This is a genomic window from Bacillus sp. AFS002410, from assembly GCF_002556365.1.
Lineage (GTDB): Bacteria > Bacillota > Bacilli > Bacillales > Bacillaceae_G > Gottfriedia.
The window spans coordinates 54271-73095 of record NZ_NUEU01000096.1 but is presented as its reverse complement, the minus strand read 5'-3'; the positions used below and the strand labels follow the sequence as shown (position 1 = coordinate 73095).

The following is an 18825-nucleotide window of genomic DNA, read 5'->3' as shown; positions in this document are numbered from 1 at the left end:
AATATATTTTAACCTATTTTAATTTTATAATAATTTTTGGGGCTATTTTTTAATTGAATCCTAATAAATTACAAGGGGAATTTAAATGAGGAGAAAGAATAGAAGAAATTCGAAAACGTTGTCATTATCGTTAGCATTATCTTTATTAGGCATGTCAGTCGTAAGTACGCAAGCATATGCTACACCTAAGGAAGAATCAATCAATGTTCTGGCATCCAAAAAGGGTCAAGATGTAAAGGATTTAGTAAATTTTCGTATTATGGAAACGACAGATATCCATACAAATTTATTAAATTATGATTACTACAAAGATGCAGCATATGAAAAAGTTGGATTAGCTAAGACTGCTACATTAGTAAAAGAAGCTCGAAAAGAAGTTCAAAATAATGTGTTAGTCGATAATGGGGATTTAATACAAGGAACTCCATTAGGAACTTATGAAGCTAAAATTGATCCTTTAAAAAAGGGTGAAGTTCATCCTGTATTTAAAGCAATGAACATAATGGGGTATGATATTGCAACATTAGGTAATCATGAGTTCAATTATGGATTAGATTTTTTAAATGAAGCTTATAATGATGCTGATTTTCCGTACATTAATGCAAACGTTTACGTAGATGATCATGATAAAAATCCTAATAATGATAAAAACAAATTCAATCCTTATAAAATTATTAATAAAAAAGTAATCGATGAACAAGGGAAGAAGCACGTAATTAAAATTGGTTTCATTGGATTTGTTCCTCCACAAATTAGTGAGTGGGACAAAGCAAATCTTGATGGAAAAGTTATTACGAAAAATATCGTAGAAACTGCTAAAAAATTCATACCTGAAATGAGAAAAGATGGAGCAGACGTTATTGTTGCGATGACTCATTCTGGTTTTAATGCAAATAAAGAAAATACAGAAGATGTAATTTATTCGTTAAGTGAAGTACCTGGAATTGATGCAATTACATTTTCACATACGCATAAAGTGTTCCCTGCAACATCAGAAGCTACTCTTGATGCCTTATTTTTAGGTGCAAATAAAAAGCCACTACCAGGTGTAGATAATTCGAAGGGAACAATTAATGGTGTACCTGCAGTTCAAGCAGGTTACGGTGGCGGTTCATTAGGATTGATTGACCTTACACTTAAGAAAGAAAAAGGAAAATGGTCAGTAGTAAATTCCATGTCTTCAACTAGAGAAGTATACGAAGATGTGAAGGATCCTGCTACAGGTAAAACTATAACAAAAAGTACAGTAGCGCCGGATCAAGAAATTGTAAAGGCTGTTAAACCTAGTCATGATGCGACAGTTAAATATGTCAATACGCCAATTGGGTCTACAACTGATGACATCCATAGTTATTTTTCATTGATCCAAGATGATCCTTCAATTCAAGTTGTAACAAATGCTCAAAAATGGTTTGTAGAAAAATATATTGCCCAAAAGAAACCAGAATATAAAGAATTACCAATATTATCAGTTGGTGCTCCATTTAAAGCTGGACGTAATGGAGTAGCTGAATATACAGAAATTAAAAAAGGCGATCTAACAATTAGAAGCGCAGGCGACTTATATCTTTATGACAATACATTAAAGGCTATTAAAGTAAAAGGTTCTGTTGTCAAAGAGTGGATTGAGATGACTGCCGGTAAATATAATCAAATTGATCCAACTAAAACAGAAGAACAAGCTTTATTAAATCCAGCTTTCCCTGTTTATAATTTTGATGTAATTGACGGTGTTAACTATCAAATTGATGTAACAAAACCAGCAAAGTATGATATAAATGGAAATTTAGTTAATAGCAGTTCAAGTCGAGTAGTAAATTTAGCATATAATGGACAACCATTAGATTTAAATCAAGAATTCATCGTTGTAACAAATAACTATCGTGCTGGTGGCGGCGGAAATTTCCCAGGTGTTAAAGGAAGCGAACTTGTAGTAGATTCTGCTGATGAAAACCGTCAAATCTTAATGGATTACATTTCTGAATCGGAAACAATTACGCCTACAGCAGATAACAACTGGTCGATCGCACCAATTAGCGGTAATGTAAATGTAACTTTTACATCATCTCCAAGAGCAGAAGAATTTATTAAATCAGAGAGTAATATTTCTTATACAAATAAAACTGATAACGCAGGCTTTGGAATATTCAAATTAGATTTAGCTACAGCTCCTAAAGAGAATATTAAAGTTCAATTATTAGGCCTAAATGATCTTCACGGTCAGCTTGATACAGATACAAAAGTTACTGTTAATGGTCAAGAATTATTAACTGGAAGCATGGAATATACAGCTGCCGCAATGAAACAACATGAAGCTGAAAATCCGAATACATTACTTGTTCACGCGGGAGACATGATTGGTGGAAGTCCACTAATCTCTGCGCTTTTCCAAGATGAGCCAACTGTTGAAATGATGGAGGCTATGGGTTTTGATGTAGGTACAGTTGGAAATCACGAGTTTGATGAAGGTATTGCTGAATTAAAACGTATGATTAATGGTGGAGAGCATCCTAATGGTACAAAAGGATATGACGGAATGAACTTTCCAGTTATTGCTGCCAATGCTTATGATTCTTCAACAGGGCAATTAATCACACAGCCTTATGCAATAAAAGAAGTTGGTGGTAAAAAGATCGGTTTTATCGGTGTTGTAACCCAAGAAACACCAAATATGATCGTTAGAAAAGGGAACGAAACGCTTGAGATTCGTGATGAGGTTGAGGCAATAAATCATTATACGGATATTCTAAAAAAACAAGGGATTAAAGCAATCGTAGTATTAGCACATAATCCTACACTTCAAACAGGTAAAGCGGATTTATATGATGCATCTGATATTGCTGAAAAAGTTGATGATGAGGTAGATGTTATTTTTGCTGCTCATAATCATGTCTTTAATAATAAAGAAGTTGATAATAAATTAATCGTACAAGCTTATTCTTATGGATCTGCATTTTCTGATGTAGATTTAGAATTAGATGCAGTAACAGGTGATATTGTTAAGAAGGAAGCAGAAGTCGTAACTGTTTATCAAAAAGACTATACGCCTGACCCAACAATTTCTTCGATTATGAAGAAATACGAGGATTTAATCGCACCAATTAAAGCTGAAATTGTAGGCGATTCGATGCAGAACTTACCAAAAGGATACCCATCTTCAGATAATTATGGTGATTTAGCATTAGGTAATTTAATAGCAGATGGAATGAAAGTAGCTATGGATGCCGACTTCGCAATGATGAACGGTGGAGGTGTTAGAGCACCACTTAATGCTGGCCAAGTTACATTTGGTGATTTATTCTCAATTCAACCATTTGGAAATGTTTTAAATAAAGTAATGCTGAGTGGACAAGATATTGAAACAGTTTTAAATAATCAAATTACAGATAAAGGCTTAGATTTCCATATCGCTGGATTTAAATATACTTGGGATTCTTCGACTAGAAAAGTTGTAGACATCTTCTTTTCAAATGGAAGTAAAATTGATCCAAATGAAGAGTATTCAGTTGTAGTAAACAACTATATGTATGGAAACGTAAAATATGGTATTGGTGAACTTTCAACTAATTTAGAGGTAGGTCCAGAAGATCTTCAAGCAACTGTAGATTATGTGAAATCACTTTCAAGACCCTTCACTTATGAAGTTGAAGGAAGAATTCAAAAAGTAAATTAAGTTTAATATTGAAGAAATGACGTGTGAAATATTGCACGTCATTTTTTTTTGCCCTCAACTAGATTAAATGAAGTTAACTCAATAATGTGTTTAAAATGTATACAATTAAGTGTAGTGTAAATTAAGTTTGGTTATTTTAACAGTTGAATTTAACGTCAGTAAATAAAGTTTTTTAATTAAAAACTGCTATATATAATTAGAATATATAGCTCGAATTACCAAAATCTGTAGATTGAAACTAAACGGTTAACTGGTTAATATTATTGTATACAATATGTATCTCGGTTAAGCGAAACAGTTAAGCGGTGTTCCATAATGATGGAAAGTAGGTGTACAAAATGGCCGTTCGTAAAAAGAGACTTGGTGATTTATTAGTTGAATCAGGTGTGATTACAGAAGATATTGTTGACATAGCATTACGTGAAAAAGAAGAACATCAAAAGCTTGGAGATTATTTGATTCAAAAAGGATATATTACCGAGCAACAATTAATCGAAGTCCTTGAAATTCAATTAAATATTCCACGAGTGAGTTTATATAATTATCCATTTGATGAAAAATTAGTTACTTTAATTCCAAAAGAAACGGCTAAAAAGAACACAATTATTCCTTTGAAAAAAGAAGCTCATAAGTTGTTTGTTGCAATGGCCGACCCGATGGACTTCTTCCTATTGAATGATTTAAGACTTTCAACAGGATTTGCAATTCAACCTGTTATCGCAACAAAGGATGAGATCAAACGAGCGATTAGTAAACAATACGATACTCAGCAAGAGTTAGTTGGGAAATGGTTAGAGGATTCGCAAAAGAAAAAACATGAAGAAGTAATACGAATTGATGAACAAGATGATTCACCGATTATCAAGCTCGTTTACTCAATTTTACAAAATGCTGTTGAACAACAGGCTAGTGATATTCATATTGATCCTCATGAAAAAAACTTAGTCGTTCGTTTTCGAATCGATGGAACTTTAAGAAATGAAAGAGTCCTACCTAAAGAACTTCAAAGTGTTATTTTAGCACGTATTAAAATTATGGCTAATTTGGACATTACCGAACAACGTATTCCGCAAGATGGGCGAATTCGTTTACTTGTTGAACTAAAGCAAATCGATTTACGTATCTCAACATTGCCAACAATTTTTGGTGAGAAACTTGTAATTCGTGTACTAGACCGAAACCATTCAATTGTGGAACTTAATCAGTTAGGTTTTAGTCCAACAAACCACAATACATTTATGAACTTTATCGAAAAGCCTCATGGTCTTGTATTAATTACGGGTCCGACAGGTTCTGGGAAATCATCCACATTATATGCAGCCTTAAACAAACTGAATCACGAAGATGTAAACATCATCACAGTTGAGGATCCGGTTGAGTACCAATTTGAAGGAATCAATCAAGTGCAAGTAAATGCTGCAGTCGGAATGACGTTTTCAACAACATTGCGCTCAATTCTTCGACAAGACCCTAACATCATTATGATTGGAGAGATACGTGATAGGGAAACAGCCGAAATCGCGATTAGAAGTTCTCTAACTGGTCATCTAGTCTTTAGTACATTGCATACGAATGATTCGATTGGGACTTTAACTCGCTTAATGGATATGGGTGTAGAACCATTTCTAGTTGCCTCAGCCTTAAATGGAGTTGTATCTCAACGACTATGTCGACGAATCTGTAAACATTGCAAGGAAGAACGAGAAATTTCTGTAAGAGAACAAGAAATTTTTAAAGCAAGAGGTATTAATATCGAGCGAGTATTTTACGGAAAAGGATGCCCGGTTTGTCAATTAACTGGATACAGTGGAAGACTGGCGATCCAAGAAGTACTTGAAATTTCAGAAGAGATGAGACGAATTATGGTTAATAATGAGCCAGTTTCGAAGCTTGTTGAGGTAGCACAATCAAATAATACAACGTTTTTAATCGACGATGGTTTACAAAAAGTAAAAGAAGGACTCACAACAACCGAGGAAATCCTTCGCATAACGACGGTTTCGTAGGAGGAAAAATGAATGTTATCCATTCAGGAAATTTTACTGAACGCTTATGAACAAAAAGCGTCTGATATTCACCTTACCGTTGGAGTTCCACCAATTTTTCGAATCAATGGACAGCTAATTCGATACACGGAAGACTTATTAGAACCTGATCATACAGCACAATTTGGAAAGGATTTAACGTCTGATGAAGAATGGGAAAGCTTTCTAAGCGACGGTGAACTAGATTTTTCTACAAATTTGTACAACATGAGTAGGTTTCGAATCAATGTATATAGGGAACGTGGAAATATTGCATTGGCCATAAGACTTATACCAACAGCAATTCCTTCACTTGAGGAACTGAATTTACCAGTAGTCATTCAATCACTTGTTCAAAAACCTCAAGGACTAATTTTAGTAACTGGTCCTACAGGAAGTGGGAAATCCACTACGTTAGCAGCGATGATTGATTATGTAAATAGAAAGCAATCAAAGCACATTATTACACTTGAAGATCCGATTGAGTACTTGCATCAGCATGGAAAATCAATTATTGATCAACGGGAAATAGGAAGAGATACAAAAACATTTGCAAGTGGGCTTCGCGCTTCTTTAAGACAAGACCCAGATATCATTTTAGTTGGTGAATTACGTGACTTGGAAACGATTCAAACAGCCATTACAGCAGCGGAGACCGGACATTTAGTTTTATCGACACTTCATAGTCGGAACGCATCCAATACGATTAACCGCATAATCGGTGTATTCCCTGAGCAAAAACAAACTCAAATACGAGTTCAACTTGCGGATGCGTTAGTAGGGGTTATTTCACAGAGACTTGTGCCAAACGGAAACAAAACAAGTAGAACAGCAGCAACTGAAATATTAATCAACAATTCAGCTGTCGCGAATCTCATAAGAACTGAGAAAGTTCATCAGATTGATAATGTGCTACAAACAAGTAAAAGTTTGGGCATGCACACATTTGAAATGAATATGAGAGAGCTAATTAAATCTGGTGCGGTTTCAAAAGAACAGTCTCAGCTAGTTTTGGCAGGTGGTTTGTAGATGACTCAATATCAATACACCGTTAAAAATGTAAAAGGTGAACGAAAAAACGGTCAGCTCAAGGCCAATTCTCAAAGAGAAGCTTATGGATTATTGAGAGAAAAACAATATCGTGTCCTTTCCTTAACTGAAGTACCGGAAACAATTTGGACAAAGGATCTATCGTTTAAACAATCTGTAAAGCAAAAAGACTTTGTTATTTATTTACGACAATTTTCAACCTTACTAAAGGCAGGAATTACGATCGTGGATGCAACAAATATCCTCGCTAAACAAACAAATAGCAAAGTATTGCAAAAAACTTTATACGAAATTCAGGAGAGTTTACAGCAAGGAAATGCATTATCTGAAGTGTACGAGCAATATCCACACATCTTTAAAAAACTATTTACGAATATGATTCGAGCTGGTGAAGCGAGTGGAACGATTGCTGATACGCTTGAGAGATTAGCTGATTATTACGAAAAACAATTACGAACTAAACAAAAGGTAATGGCAGCCATGACATATCCTGCCGTAATTGCAATCATTACAACGTTTGTTGTGTTCTTTCTCTTGTTATTTGTTGTCCCAACATTTGTTAATATGTTCAACGATTTAAACGCAACACTTCCTACAATTACGATTTGGGTATTAACCGCGAGTAAATGGATTCAACAAGATTGGTGGATAATTCTGTTGCTAGTTATTATTACAGTCTCTGGTTTATTACTCATTAAAAAACAACCAAAAGGTGCTTATCTATTAGATGCCATACTGTTAAAGATCCCGATTTTTGGGACCTTGTTTCAAAAGGCTGCGATTTCAAGAATGACGTCAACACTTGCTTCCTTATTTGCAAGTTCAGTCCCGATTCTAGAAGCAATCGAAATCACTGAGAAAGTGGTAGGAAACGAAGTAGTAGCAAAAGTTTTACATGAAGGAAAAACATCACTTGAAAGGGGGGATTCATTGGCAGAACCAATGGAACAACATTGGGTCATTCCACCGTTAGTAACGCAAATGATTGCAATCGGGGAAAAAACTGGTTCACTTGAATCATTGTTAACAAAAGTATCTACTTTTTATGAAAATGAAGTAGAAGCAGTCGCAGAACAATTAAAATCATTAATTGAACCTGTAATGATTGTACTATTGGCTGGTGTCGTTGGATTTGTTGTATTAGCAATTATGATTCCTATGTTTGACATGTTCAACCAAATCCACTAACACAATCGAAAGTATTAAAAGAGCAACAATATAAAAAACATATATAAATGGAAAGAGGAGAAATAAATGTTTAAAAAATTAATCAAAAATGAGCGCGGGTTAACTTTAGTTGAATTATTAGCAGTAATCGTTATTTTAGGAATCATTGCAGCAATTGCAATACCAAGTATTGGGAAAGTAATTCAAAATTCACGTGAAGATGCAGTAAGAGCAGACGCAATCCAAGTATTAAATTCAGCTGATTTATATATCTCAAGCAAAGGTATTCCTGCAGACGGTTCATTAGATGCTGCTGAGTTAGGAACTTATGTAAAAAATACTGATAAATTAGATACTGGTTGGACAGTTAATGTTTCTACAGATGGAAACACAGTAACATTTAATGGTAAAGGTCATGCTGGTAGCCAAGTAATCACATTTACAAACGCAAGTGTAAAAGCTATCAACAACGATAATGGTAATGGTACACATACAATTCAATAATAGTTAATAAATGCTAGACCCACCCGATTATACCGGGTGGGTTTTACAAAGAAATATTCATTCGAAATAATTCATAAAAACAAAACTAGTAGAAAAGGTGAAACAGATGCTAATCACGATAGGATTATTATTTTTAGTTGGTATTACATTTGGTTCATTTTTTGGTGTGGTTGGTTTGCGCATACCAAAAAGTCAATCAATCATAAGGCCGGGTTCTTCGTGTGACAACTGTCATCGCCAATTAGGTCCGCTTGAGTTAATACCGGTTGTTTCATACTTATTTCATAAAGGTAGATGTCGCTTTTGTCATGTAAAGCTCTCTCCAATGTATTTATTTATTGAGCTATTAACTGGTGTGTTATTTGCCTCACTTCCATTCGTAACAAATTGGAGTGAAGAAACGATTATTGTTCTGACATTAGTTTCCTTGTTTGTCATCATAACGGTTTCTGATCTTGCATATATGATTATCCCAAATAAGGTGCTTGGATTTTTTTCGGTTCTATTTTTGATCGAACAGTTAGTAGTGCCAAGGATTTCATGGTCAGATGCCATTTTAGGGGCTGTTACAGGATTTGCAATCTTACTTCTTATAGCGTTTGTAAGCCGTGGAAGAATGGGCGGTGGAGATATTAAATTGTTCGGATTAATAGGGTTTGTTGTAGGAGTAAAGCTAGTGCTTCTTACATTGTTTCTTTCATGTTTCATCGGTACAATCGTCGGAGTCAGTGGAATGGTAGTTGGCAAACTTAAAAAAGGGCAGTATATTCCATTTGGTCCATCCATTTTTGTAGGAACAATCATCGCTAGCATTTATGGCGAAGCTTTAATCAATTGGTACCAACAATTTATTTTATAAAGGAGAATCCCTATGTTTGGTTTACGTTTATCGAAACAATCCCCATCTGTTGGGATTGAAATAAAAGAACATGTCATTCGATTCGTTGAATTACAGTCGAAAAATCCGCTTGTTGTGAAACAAATGGGTGAAAGACTGATTCCAGAAGGCTTAATTGAAAATGGTGAAATTAGTGATTTTACACAATTTAAACTATTCATCGAAGATTGTATTGATACGTGGAATCTTAAAAAGAAGAAAATTACATTTTCGGTATCAGACGAGCTTGTTGTTGTAAAGAAAGTCACAACACCTATCGATCTACATCCTGAGGAATTAAGAGGATATCTATATTTAGAACTCGGAGAAAGTATTCACCTTCCTTTTGAAGATCCATCAATTGACTATGTGATCTTGAAAGAAACAAATGAAGGTCGCGAATTATTACTGGTCGCTACGCCAGAACAAACGGTTTTAGCAATTTCGTCTATCTTTGAAGAAGCAAAAGTAGATCCAATTGCTGCAGATATTTCACCACTTTGTTATGACCGATTACATTATCATGTAGCAACAGATCGTCAAAATGAAACGAGTCTACTCGTTCAGTTGGACGTCTCATCAACAACGATTAGCTTATTTGAAGAAAGAGTTCCTGTATTTATGCAATGCGAACCAACTTCAATTATACTAAGTCATTTTGATGAATTATCGGAAGCTTGGAAACAAAGAGGGTCTGACATTATGAATGGATTTGAACTTGTTATCGGGATGATTGAACGAATTCTCCATTTTTACCGTTTTACACTATCAGAAGGTAATGATTGTAAAAACATTAAACTAGTTGGGGACCATCCATTTTTGACTACTTTCTTTGACATGTTAAATGAACAGATTGATTTACCAACTGAATTAGACAATCACACGATTAAAGATATAGGTGGAGAGTTAGTTCCAATGAAATATCAACTTGCTATCGGGCTTTCTCTTAAGGAGGTGTTAGCTTGATCGTTAATATTAACTTACTCCCTACTAGAGAAGGAAAAAGTAAAGCAAACTTGCTAACAATTATTCTTTCATTACTCATATTAATAATTGGCAGTGCTTCATTTATAGTTTTGACAAACAAAGCTACTAATTCAACGGCTATTATACAAAGTCAAATTGACCAAACTACTGCTGTTATAAATCAATTGCGAAGCGAACAATCGAAAAACTTAGTAAACCAAGCACAAAATGGAATTGAAGAACAACGTGCAGTTATTGAACAAACGGTTTTGACATCAAAATTAATCAAAGATAGTTTGAATGGATTAACAGGTGGAGCCGAATTAACGAATTTTCAATATGAGCAAAATACAGTAACAATATCGATTATAGTTCCTACCGAACGTGAAGCTGGGGTATACGTACAGAAAATTCAAAAGTTAAAATGGGTCGATGATGCGAAGATGGTTTCACTAATCAAGCAGGAATCTAATAATTATTTAGTAAGCTACTTAATCGACATTAACCAATTAAACGTTCCGAAGATGAAAGGAGTCGACAAATGAACACTGCATATTCGAAAAAACAACTCCTAATTTTAGTCGTCAGCTTATTAATGTCGTTCGGAATAGTATCGGGACTGTATGTAATGGTGTATCAGCCTGCGAAAAAAGACTTCAACTTTGCCAATACAACACTAGACCAAAAACGTAAAGTGCTCGCAAACCTAAAGGCAAATCAGTCAAACTTGAGTGATAAGCAGGTTAATCCTATAGATGAGAAGTTATATGCAGATAAATTTCCAACTGATTTACAGTTAGAAGCATTTCTTACTGAAATTGAAAGCGCAGAAAAAGCATCCGGAATTACAATCAATAAAATTGAGCAACAAACAGATTCAACTGAGAATACAGCCGTGAATCAAAGCGACAATGCAACTAACCAACAAAATCAAAGAACAACTATTCAAAAAACAACGTTTACAATTCAGCTCGACAGTCCTTCAGTATCATCGTTTTATTCTTTTTTATCAAATCTAGAAGCGTCTAAAAGATTGATTCAAGTGACAAACACGGCTTGTAACGTAACAATACCAAGTCAAGCGCAAATCAAAGCTGAGAATCAATCATCCGAGCAAATTCAATTGGAATCACAAGAGAATGTATTACAAACGCCGGTCCAAAAAAATCTTGTACAAGCATCTGTCACAATTAGTATTTTTGAAAATAAACAATAAAAGTGGAGGCGAGAGAAGATGTTAATTTCCAATGATGAAAAGGGTTTTACGCTAACTGAAATTCTCGCATCCGTTGTCATATTATTTTTAGTTCTAATTACATTTTTTGCTATTTTTACTCAATCTTCTCTTTTTACTCATAAAAATGATGAAAGCATTACGGCCGACAGTCTAGTTGAACAAGTTAGCCAGGTGATTCGTTCTGGTGATTTACAGTCGATCCAACCACTGGACACACGCTCTAAAAGCTTACTAGGTGTCGATAATAGTTTGCACTTTCTTAATAATGCTAAATTCAGTTTACAGTTGATTCCAATTGATCAAGCAGGAAGCCAATCATTGCAGACCGTAAAAATAAACATTCTTGACCAACAGCAACAAGTAATTGCTACTTCGTATTGCTATCTTGACCAAACAAGGTGATGAACATGAACAAGAAAATTAAACTAATAAAGAATGAAAGAGGCATCACACTGGTCGAATTACTGGCTGCAATATTGTTGTTTTTTACTTTCATTGGGATTATTTATGCTGTGTTGATACAGTCAACAGACTTGTTTCACTCTGAAAGTGGACAAATACAACTACAACAAAAAGCAAATACGATTGAGGCACAATTAGATAGGTATTACCGAAAAAACGGTGCATTTAGCGTAACGCAGACAGCTGATAGTGTTGTCATTAGCAGTAATGGTGAGCAACGAAAATATAGCATTCCTGGCTATTCGATTCAAATCACATCGACTGACAAAAATAATACTACTTATCAATCAAAGGTAGTCACGATTACTTTGCGGGGAGCAAATACGTATAAGTACACTACCACACTATCACGGTTAAATGAGGTGAACCAATGAAAAACGAAAAAGGCTATACATTGTTGATCGTACTATTAGTCGTCACCTTGCTTTCGCTATTTAGTCTTGTTTTAATTGGTAGCAACCTCAATACAGCAAAGCAATTAAAAGCGACGAAGCAATCTAAATTAGCAGTTAATTTAGCTGAAATGGGAATCACTTATGCAAAAAAAACAGTTGAAAAGGAAGTAGGCTCTTTTGATTTAACTAGTCTTTCTAAATCGGTTCAACAAGCTAATCCTAATAAAAGTGCAGATGAGTTAGCAGTACTACTAAATACAACAATCAATAATCAAATCGTTGGTAAATATTCGAACGTGCAATTACCAGTAGAAAGTAATACAATCAATGTCTCTATTGCAAGTCAGTCTCTTTCTAAAGATGCAATTATATTATCTGTAAAAAGCATTGGTTCAGTGAATAATCTTGAGAATTACACTATTCAAGCTGAAGTAGCGATTCATACATTATCCATGATGTCTAGTTCAGGTGGTTCATCAAATGACGGTTCAAGTAATGGTTCAACTGGAGGATCAAATACTTATACCGATCCTAAAAATTTCTCGAATTGGGAGACTGTCAAAAATGAGATCGTAAGCAGTTCAGTTTTTCCATCCATTACAAATAAAATGCCCGGTGCTACGTATAATGGAGTCAAAGCATTTCCAACAACAGATTTTTATAGTGAAGTAATTCTATTATCTGGCACTGAATTTACTGTCAATGGTGATGTGAAAATGGATGGTAATTTTAAAGGGGTGAGTCCAAAATCAGTAACGATTAATGGAGCAGCAGATTTTAATTCCATGAATATGGTTACAACTCAAAGCTTTCACGTGACAAGCCATGCAAAGTTTGCAGGCCCACCTACGTTTACTTCTAGTAACGTGACGATTGATGGTAATGGTCTATTTTTTAGTGGGATGACAATTGATGCAAATCCGATCACTAGCCCAACAACTCTTACAATTGGTGGAAAACTATGGACAACAAGTCCTACAACGATACGTAATAGCGAATTGGATGTGAAAGGGGTATCGAGCTCTTTAACTGCTACGATTATTGATGGAGGTACTGCTAATTTTGAATCATATGCAGCAATGAATCAGCTACTAATTGATCATGCATCTAAGACAGTCAGGACTCGAGATTTATATGTGGGTAACATGAGTATAAACTCTTCGGAACTAGTTGTAGATGGCAGTTTACGTACAGATTGGTCTAGCTCACCGATTCAAAGTTCTAATATCACTGTGAATGGAAATGTATACTCCAATAATATTACATTTGGAAAAGATGGCATCATGACGATAAAGGGGAATGCTGAATTTGATACGGTTACAATGGATCACCATGATGGGCTCCTCGTAATTTACGGAAATGCAAAGATTAATCGTTTCCAATTTAATAAGCAAAATAAAAGCCGAGTCATAATTTACGGCATATCGAACCAAGCGACACTTCCTAAAGATGAAGCATGGGATAATTATGATTACAAAGTTGTAAAATCAATTGACGAATGTGTTCAAGTGCCAAACAATAATATCGTTTATTTTATCGATGCACCTCCACCTGGAAGTGGACAGGAAACATCTGATTTTAACCTTTCTATTTCATCAATTGACCTACAACATGTTAAATATTAACTATTAAAAACCAAAGACATTCAAAGTGTTTTTGGTTTTTTTGCTTCGTTAAGTTGTAATTTAAATCAAAAATTAATATTTTAAGTTTTCTTTATAAAGTTCTAATTTATTTGTAATTTTTTGAATATTTACCCAATATTTTCTCGAAAAATAACGAAATTTCGACAACGATTATTACAAATTTCTAAAAAATAAAACAAAATTCTATGTTAATAGAGCTATAAAAATATTAATTTGTATTAAAATCTTTCTTAAAAATTAGTAATGAAATGCATCAAATCCCCCAATTTACTCTTTTTAAAGATACATATACAGTTAATTTATATGTAATTAATATGTGGGGGGAGTGGAGAAGGTAAGTTTATAAGTTTTTATTTCTGAATATTCAAAATTCAAAACAATACGTTTTAAAAATTTTATCACATTAATAGTTGGGGAGAGTAAACAGAATGAAAAAGAAGTTTATCAAAAAAGCTACATCCCTTGCACTAGGGGTAGGTTTAGTTTCAACAAGTTTATCAAATTCAAATTTTAGTTTCCATTCTGTAGTGCATGCGTCTAGCACGACAGCTGTAAACAGTACAAAAGCAGAACAAATTTTATCATCACTTACTAAAGAGGAACGAGATGCACTGACAAAGCTTCAAACTTCAGATAACAATGGCCTGCAAGGATTTGATGAAAAGGATTTACAAGATGATCAAGAAGTCTCAGTTATTGTCGAGTTTAAGTCGATGCCTGAGAAGGTTGCTGTGCTTGATGCCGCGGTAGAAGGGAAAGAATTATCAGATGCTCAAGCCGAGGACAAGGTTGACGAAGAACATACTACTTTTGAAAATGATCTAAGTAGAATTTTGCCTTCTGCTAAAGAAAAAGGTAGTAAAAAATCTTATAAAATAACTCGTTCTTTTAAAACAGCTTACAATGGTGTTGCAATGAGCCTACCTGCAAACGAAGTAGAGTCACTGCTTCAGTCTGGTGCTGTAAAAGCGGTTTATAAAAGCACTACTGTTAAGGTCGAACAACCGATCGAATCAGATACTAGTAATGAAGAAGAGTCTACTAAGAGAATAGAAAGTATTCCATTTTTAGGAGTAGACAAGTTACATAAAGAGGGAATCACAGGGAAAGGTGTAAAAGTCGGCGTAATTGATACAGGTATAGACTATCACCACCCTGATTTAAAAGATGCCTTTAAAGGTGGATATGATTTTATAGATAATGATAATGATCCAATGGAAACTACATACGATGATTGGATAAAGGCTGGAAGTCCAGTGCCTCCGGAAGGTGCTACAACCTATTATACTGATCATGGTACTCATGTTTCGGGTACGATTGCTGGGCGAGCAAAAAATACTAGTGGTATAGCTGTTAAAGGGATTGCACCTGATGCTGACCTATATGGATATCGTGTTTTAGGACCATATGGGACAGGCGGAATCGATGCAATTCTAGCTGGAATTGATCGAGCGGTTTCAGACGGAATGGATGTAATTAATTTATCGTTAGGAATCGATATGAACGATCCGCAATATCCAACGAGTACAGCGATTAATTATGCAGTACTTAATGGTGTTACAGCGGTTGTATCTGCAGGGAATAGCGGACCTAGTTCTTATACACTTGGTTCGCCAGGAGCAGCAGCATTAGCGTTGACAGTCGGGGCTAGCAGTACTCCAATATCTGTCGCAAAATATACAGGAACTTTAGAAGGTGTATCAGACAAAGCATATAATTTAAGCAATCTTTACTCAAACTTTATAGCAGATCTTAAATCATTTGATAAACAAACAATTGAGATTGTTGATTTAGGAATTGGACAAGAATCAGATTATAAAAATAAAGACGTAAACGGAAAATGGGTCTTAGTGAATACAGGAACAATCGGAACGCAAACAAAAGTTATTTCTGCAAAAGCACATGGAGCATTAGGAGTAATAGCGTATAACAATATACCAAATGCAGGTCCATCGAGCTTTGTAAGAGAGGATCAAAATTTTATTCCGACATTTAGTTTGAGCTATGAGCAAGGCTTGGATTTTAAAGCACAGCTTGCTGCTGGTTATAACAAATTAACTTTTAAAGATTACACTGAAGGATTTACAGATGGTGACAAGCTGGCTTATTTCAGTTCTCGCGGACCATCACGCCAAAATTATGATATAAAACCGGAAATTACTGCACCAGGTGTAAGTGTTTTATCAAGTGTTCCTGCTTACGACATTTATAAAAATGATCCATCAAATTATCAGTTTGCTTATAATCGAATGTCAGGTACATCGATGGCTGCTCCACATGTAACAGGGATTTCTGCATTGTTACTTCAGGCAAATCCCGATCTTCAGCCAGGTGATATTAAGACAATTTTGATGAATACTGCCAAACCATTAGCTGACAAATATAGTGTATTTGAAGACGGAGCAGGACGAGTAGATCCTTATCGTGCTGTACACACAGGTATGGAAGTTATAGTGGAAGATAAAACACCTATTATGATTAATGGAAAAACAGTCAACATATCTGAGGAAACCGGGGGATTAAGCTTCGGCAGTCTTTATGCAGGTGAAGATAACTCAGTTAAGAAAATACTTAACTTCAAAAATATTGAAAACAAAACGAAGAAATTTGATGTTGAAGTGAATTATCAAACAGATGTTGCTGGATCACTTGACGCAAGTGCTAATGATGTGAAATTAGACGTCCCAAATGTTATTTCAGTACAAGCTTTAGAATCTAAAAAAGTAGCAGCAACAATCAAAGTACCAGCGACAGCTAAAGCAGGCATTTATGAAGGCTATTTAATTATGACAAATCAGGCCGACAAAAATGAACAATATCGAGTACCATTTAGCGTTAGAACAACTGAAGAAGGAATCGATTCATCTTCACTTTCTTCGAATGTAATCTCACCATACCAATTACAAGAGACAGTAAACAGCTCAGCAACTTGGCAGGTTAGATTAAATTTTAAATTAAAGTCTCAAATGAAATGGCTCGATTTAGTAGTTGTAGATGGAAAAACTGGCAAGGATATAGGTTTTTTAGAATCTATTCCTGCAGACACTTTATATGAAAATACGAATTATTTTGTAGAAAGAGTATTTGAAGGTAAATACTATGAGTTTACAGGTGATCCAGCTAATCCAATTTCGTCTAAAGTAAGCTATGCAAAACCTGGATATTACAAGATTAAATTGATTGGTACTAGTGAACGTGATCATATTTCAACATCTTCAAGTGATATTTATGTAGACCCATATAGTCCTACAATCACAACATCTTTAGATGGAAATGAAGCTCCTGTTGTGTATGAATATCAACAAGGACAAAAAACGGTTCCTCTTCAAATTAAAGTAGTAGATGATGAAGTGAATAAGATGGCGGCATCGGGATTCAACGTAAATCAATCGGTTAATACTTTCAATTATTCTATTAATGGAAGCCGTAATCCTGTTCTTCCTGTAGGTTCAGATGGCGTGGTAAATTATGACGTGCCAATTAGTGAAACGACTCCTTTCATAAAATTTACCGTGAATGGATTAGACGGGGCGAAAAATACTTCTCAGAAGAAAAATTACTATTTTGTTAAAGCTGGCACTCCTTATGGGACAGTTAAGACCGATAAATCAACTGTAAAAATGGGTGATACGGTAACTGCAACTCTTATTTTAAATAATGCACAAAAGATTAAATCAGCAGAGTGGACTTTAACGAACATCGGACAAAGTTTTGATATTGTAGAAGCAAAAGGAAATGAAGCACTTAGTAATTATGGTGATTACCAGGTGACTGTTACAACGACAGGTAACTCGTCAAAAGTGAAACTCGTTTTAAATGGAACAAATTCAATTAGCGGAAACCTACCTGCTATTAATTTGAAATTAAAAGCGAAGGAAACAGCATTTGCATTAAGCACATCGATCAACCCAACATTATCTTGTATAGACGATGTAGGCAAAACGACTTCTGTCTCTTCAACGGGTATGGATTTTCAAATACAGCCAAACTTCTCAGAAATTTTTGGGACATTAAAAGCATATGGCTTAGCATTAACACCTGATTGGACTAAGACAGGCGCAACAATTAGAATAATCGATTCAAAAGGTAATGTGTACGATGGTACATCGACGATTACTAAAGCAGGTGACTACCGTATCTCTAAGCTTCCGATTACAGATCAACCATTCACTTGGGAATTGAAAGTACCTGGACATTTCACAATGAAGCGTCAAATTCAAATAGGGTTTGATAAGAACGGTAACGTCTCTGGGCAGCTTCTATTGTACTACAATGGCATAGCTGGATCATTTTATGATTATGGTGTCTCAGGCGACGTGAACCAAGATAATGTAGTTGATGTACTTGACGCATTGTATATTCAGACATATTGGGGAACGAGTAAACGAGAGGCAGATATTAATTTCGATGGAAAAGTTAATGCTAGAGATATTGAATATCTGGAATTGAATTATTTAAAACAAAATAAGGATGTAGATAATGCACCGAAGCCATTAAAGAAATATAAAGCAAGTACTTTAGAAAGCGTTAAAAGTGCATTAGGTATTCAATAGGATTTTAGCTCAATAGTACGAAAGAAAAACCACAAGGTAGATTAAATATCTTGTGGTTTTTACCATTTAAAGGGAACTAGTACATTTTAATCAACTAAGAAAATCTATTTTAATAGAATCTGTGAAAAATTAGTCAGTTGCTAGCCCTTACTAGTAAAAAAGTAAGAGGTACATATAGTTCACATTTCCTTTATTGTAACTGAATATTCATAATATATTGTCAAAATTAGATTCGTATATTAGTATTGTTTGTAAGCGAATACTTATCTCG

13 protein-coding genes are annotated in these 18825 nt (G+C 34.8%); all 13 read left to right on the top strand.

What is annotated here, in order from left to right; all coding sequences use genetic code 11:
* Positions 1 to 85: 85 nt before the first annotated feature.
* Positions 86 to 3673: a bifunctional 2',3'-cyclic-nucleotide 2'-phosphodiesterase/3'-nucleotidase gene (locus CN692_RS23230; protein WP_098121497.1), complete on the top strand. Its 3588-nt coding sequence runs from the start codon at positions 86 to 88 to the stop codon at positions 3671 to 3673.
* A gap of 338 nt (positions 3674 to 4011) precedes the next feature.
* Positions 4012 to 5679: a GspE/PulE family protein gene (locus tag CN692_RS23225; RefSeq protein ID WP_098121496.1), complete on the top strand. Its 1668-nt coding sequence runs from the start codon at positions 4012 to 4014 to the stop codon at positions 5677 to 5679.
* Positions 5680 to 5691: 12 nt separating this feature from the next.
* A complete protein-coding gene (locus CN692_RS23220; RefSeq protein WP_098121495.1) occupies positions 5692 to 6726 on the top strand; it encodes a type IV pilus twitching motility protein PilT in 1035 nt (344 codons plus the stop codon).
* Positions 6727 to 7935: a type II secretion system F family protein gene (locus CN692_RS23215; protein WP_098121494.1), complete on the top strand. Its 1209-nt coding sequence runs from the start codon at positions 6727 to 6729 to the stop codon at positions 7933 to 7935. It begins immediately after the preceding gene.
* A 66-nt stretch (positions 7936 to 8001) separates the two neighbouring features.
* Positions 8002 to 8418, top strand: a complete 417-nt coding sequence (locus tag CN692_RS23210) for a prepilin-type N-terminal cleavage/methylation domain-containing protein (RefSeq protein WP_098121493.1) — start codon at positions 8002 to 8004, stop codon at positions 8416 to 8418.
* Between the two features lie 106 nt (positions 8419 to 8524).
* Positions 8525 to 9277 (top strand): prepilin peptidase, encoded by a 753-nt coding sequence (locus CN692_RS23205; protein WP_098121492.1) that lies wholly within the window; start codon positions 8525 to 8527, stop codon positions 9275 to 9277.
* Positions 9278 to 9289: 12 nt separating this feature from the next.
* On the top strand, positions 9290 to 10261 hold the full coding sequence (pilM, locus tag CN692_RS23200; RefSeq protein WP_098121491.1) for a type IV pilus biogenesis protein PilM: 972 nt from the start codon (positions 9290 to 9292) through the stop codon (positions 10259 to 10261).
* On the top strand, positions 10258 to 10806 hold the full coding sequence (locus tag CN692_RS23195) for a hypothetical protein (RefSeq protein WP_098121490.1): 549 nt from the start codon (positions 10258 to 10260) through the stop codon (positions 10804 to 10806). The genes pilM and CN692_RS23195 overlap by 4 nt, the downstream gene beginning before the upstream one ends.
* Positions 10803 to 11477, top strand: a complete 675-nt coding sequence (locus tag CN692_RS23190; RefSeq protein WP_098121489.1) for a hypothetical protein — start codon at positions 10803 to 10805, stop codon at positions 11475 to 11477. Before CN692_RS23195 ends, CN692_RS23190 begins: the two co-directional genes overlap by 4 nt.
* A gap of 18 nt (positions 11478 to 11495) precedes the next feature.
* On the top strand, positions 11496 to 11900 hold the full coding sequence (locus tag CN692_RS23185) for a type IV pilus modification PilV family protein (protein ID WP_098121488.1): 405 nt from the start codon (positions 11496 to 11498) through the stop codon (positions 11898 to 11900).
* A gap of 5 nt (positions 11901 to 11905) precedes the next feature.
* Positions 11906 to 12334 (top strand): type II secretion system protein, encoded by a 429-nt coding sequence (locus CN692_RS23180; protein ID WP_098121487.1) that lies wholly within the window; start codon positions 11906 to 11908, stop codon positions 12332 to 12334.
* Positions 12331 to 13980 carry a hypothetical protein gene (locus CN692_RS23175; RefSeq protein ID WP_098121486.1) on the top strand — a complete coding sequence of 550 codons (1650 nt, stop codon included), beginning with the start codon at positions 12331 to 12333 and terminating at the stop codon, positions 13978 to 13980. Before CN692_RS23180 ends, CN692_RS23175 begins: the two co-directional genes overlap by 4 nt.
* Before the next feature lie 449 nt (positions 13981 to 14429).
* On the top strand, positions 14430 to 18554 hold the full coding sequence (locus CN692_RS23170) for a S8 family serine peptidase (RefSeq protein WP_098121485.1): 4125 nt from the start codon (positions 14430 to 14432) through the stop codon (positions 18552 to 18554).
* Positions 18555 to 18825 lie beyond the last annotated feature (271 nt).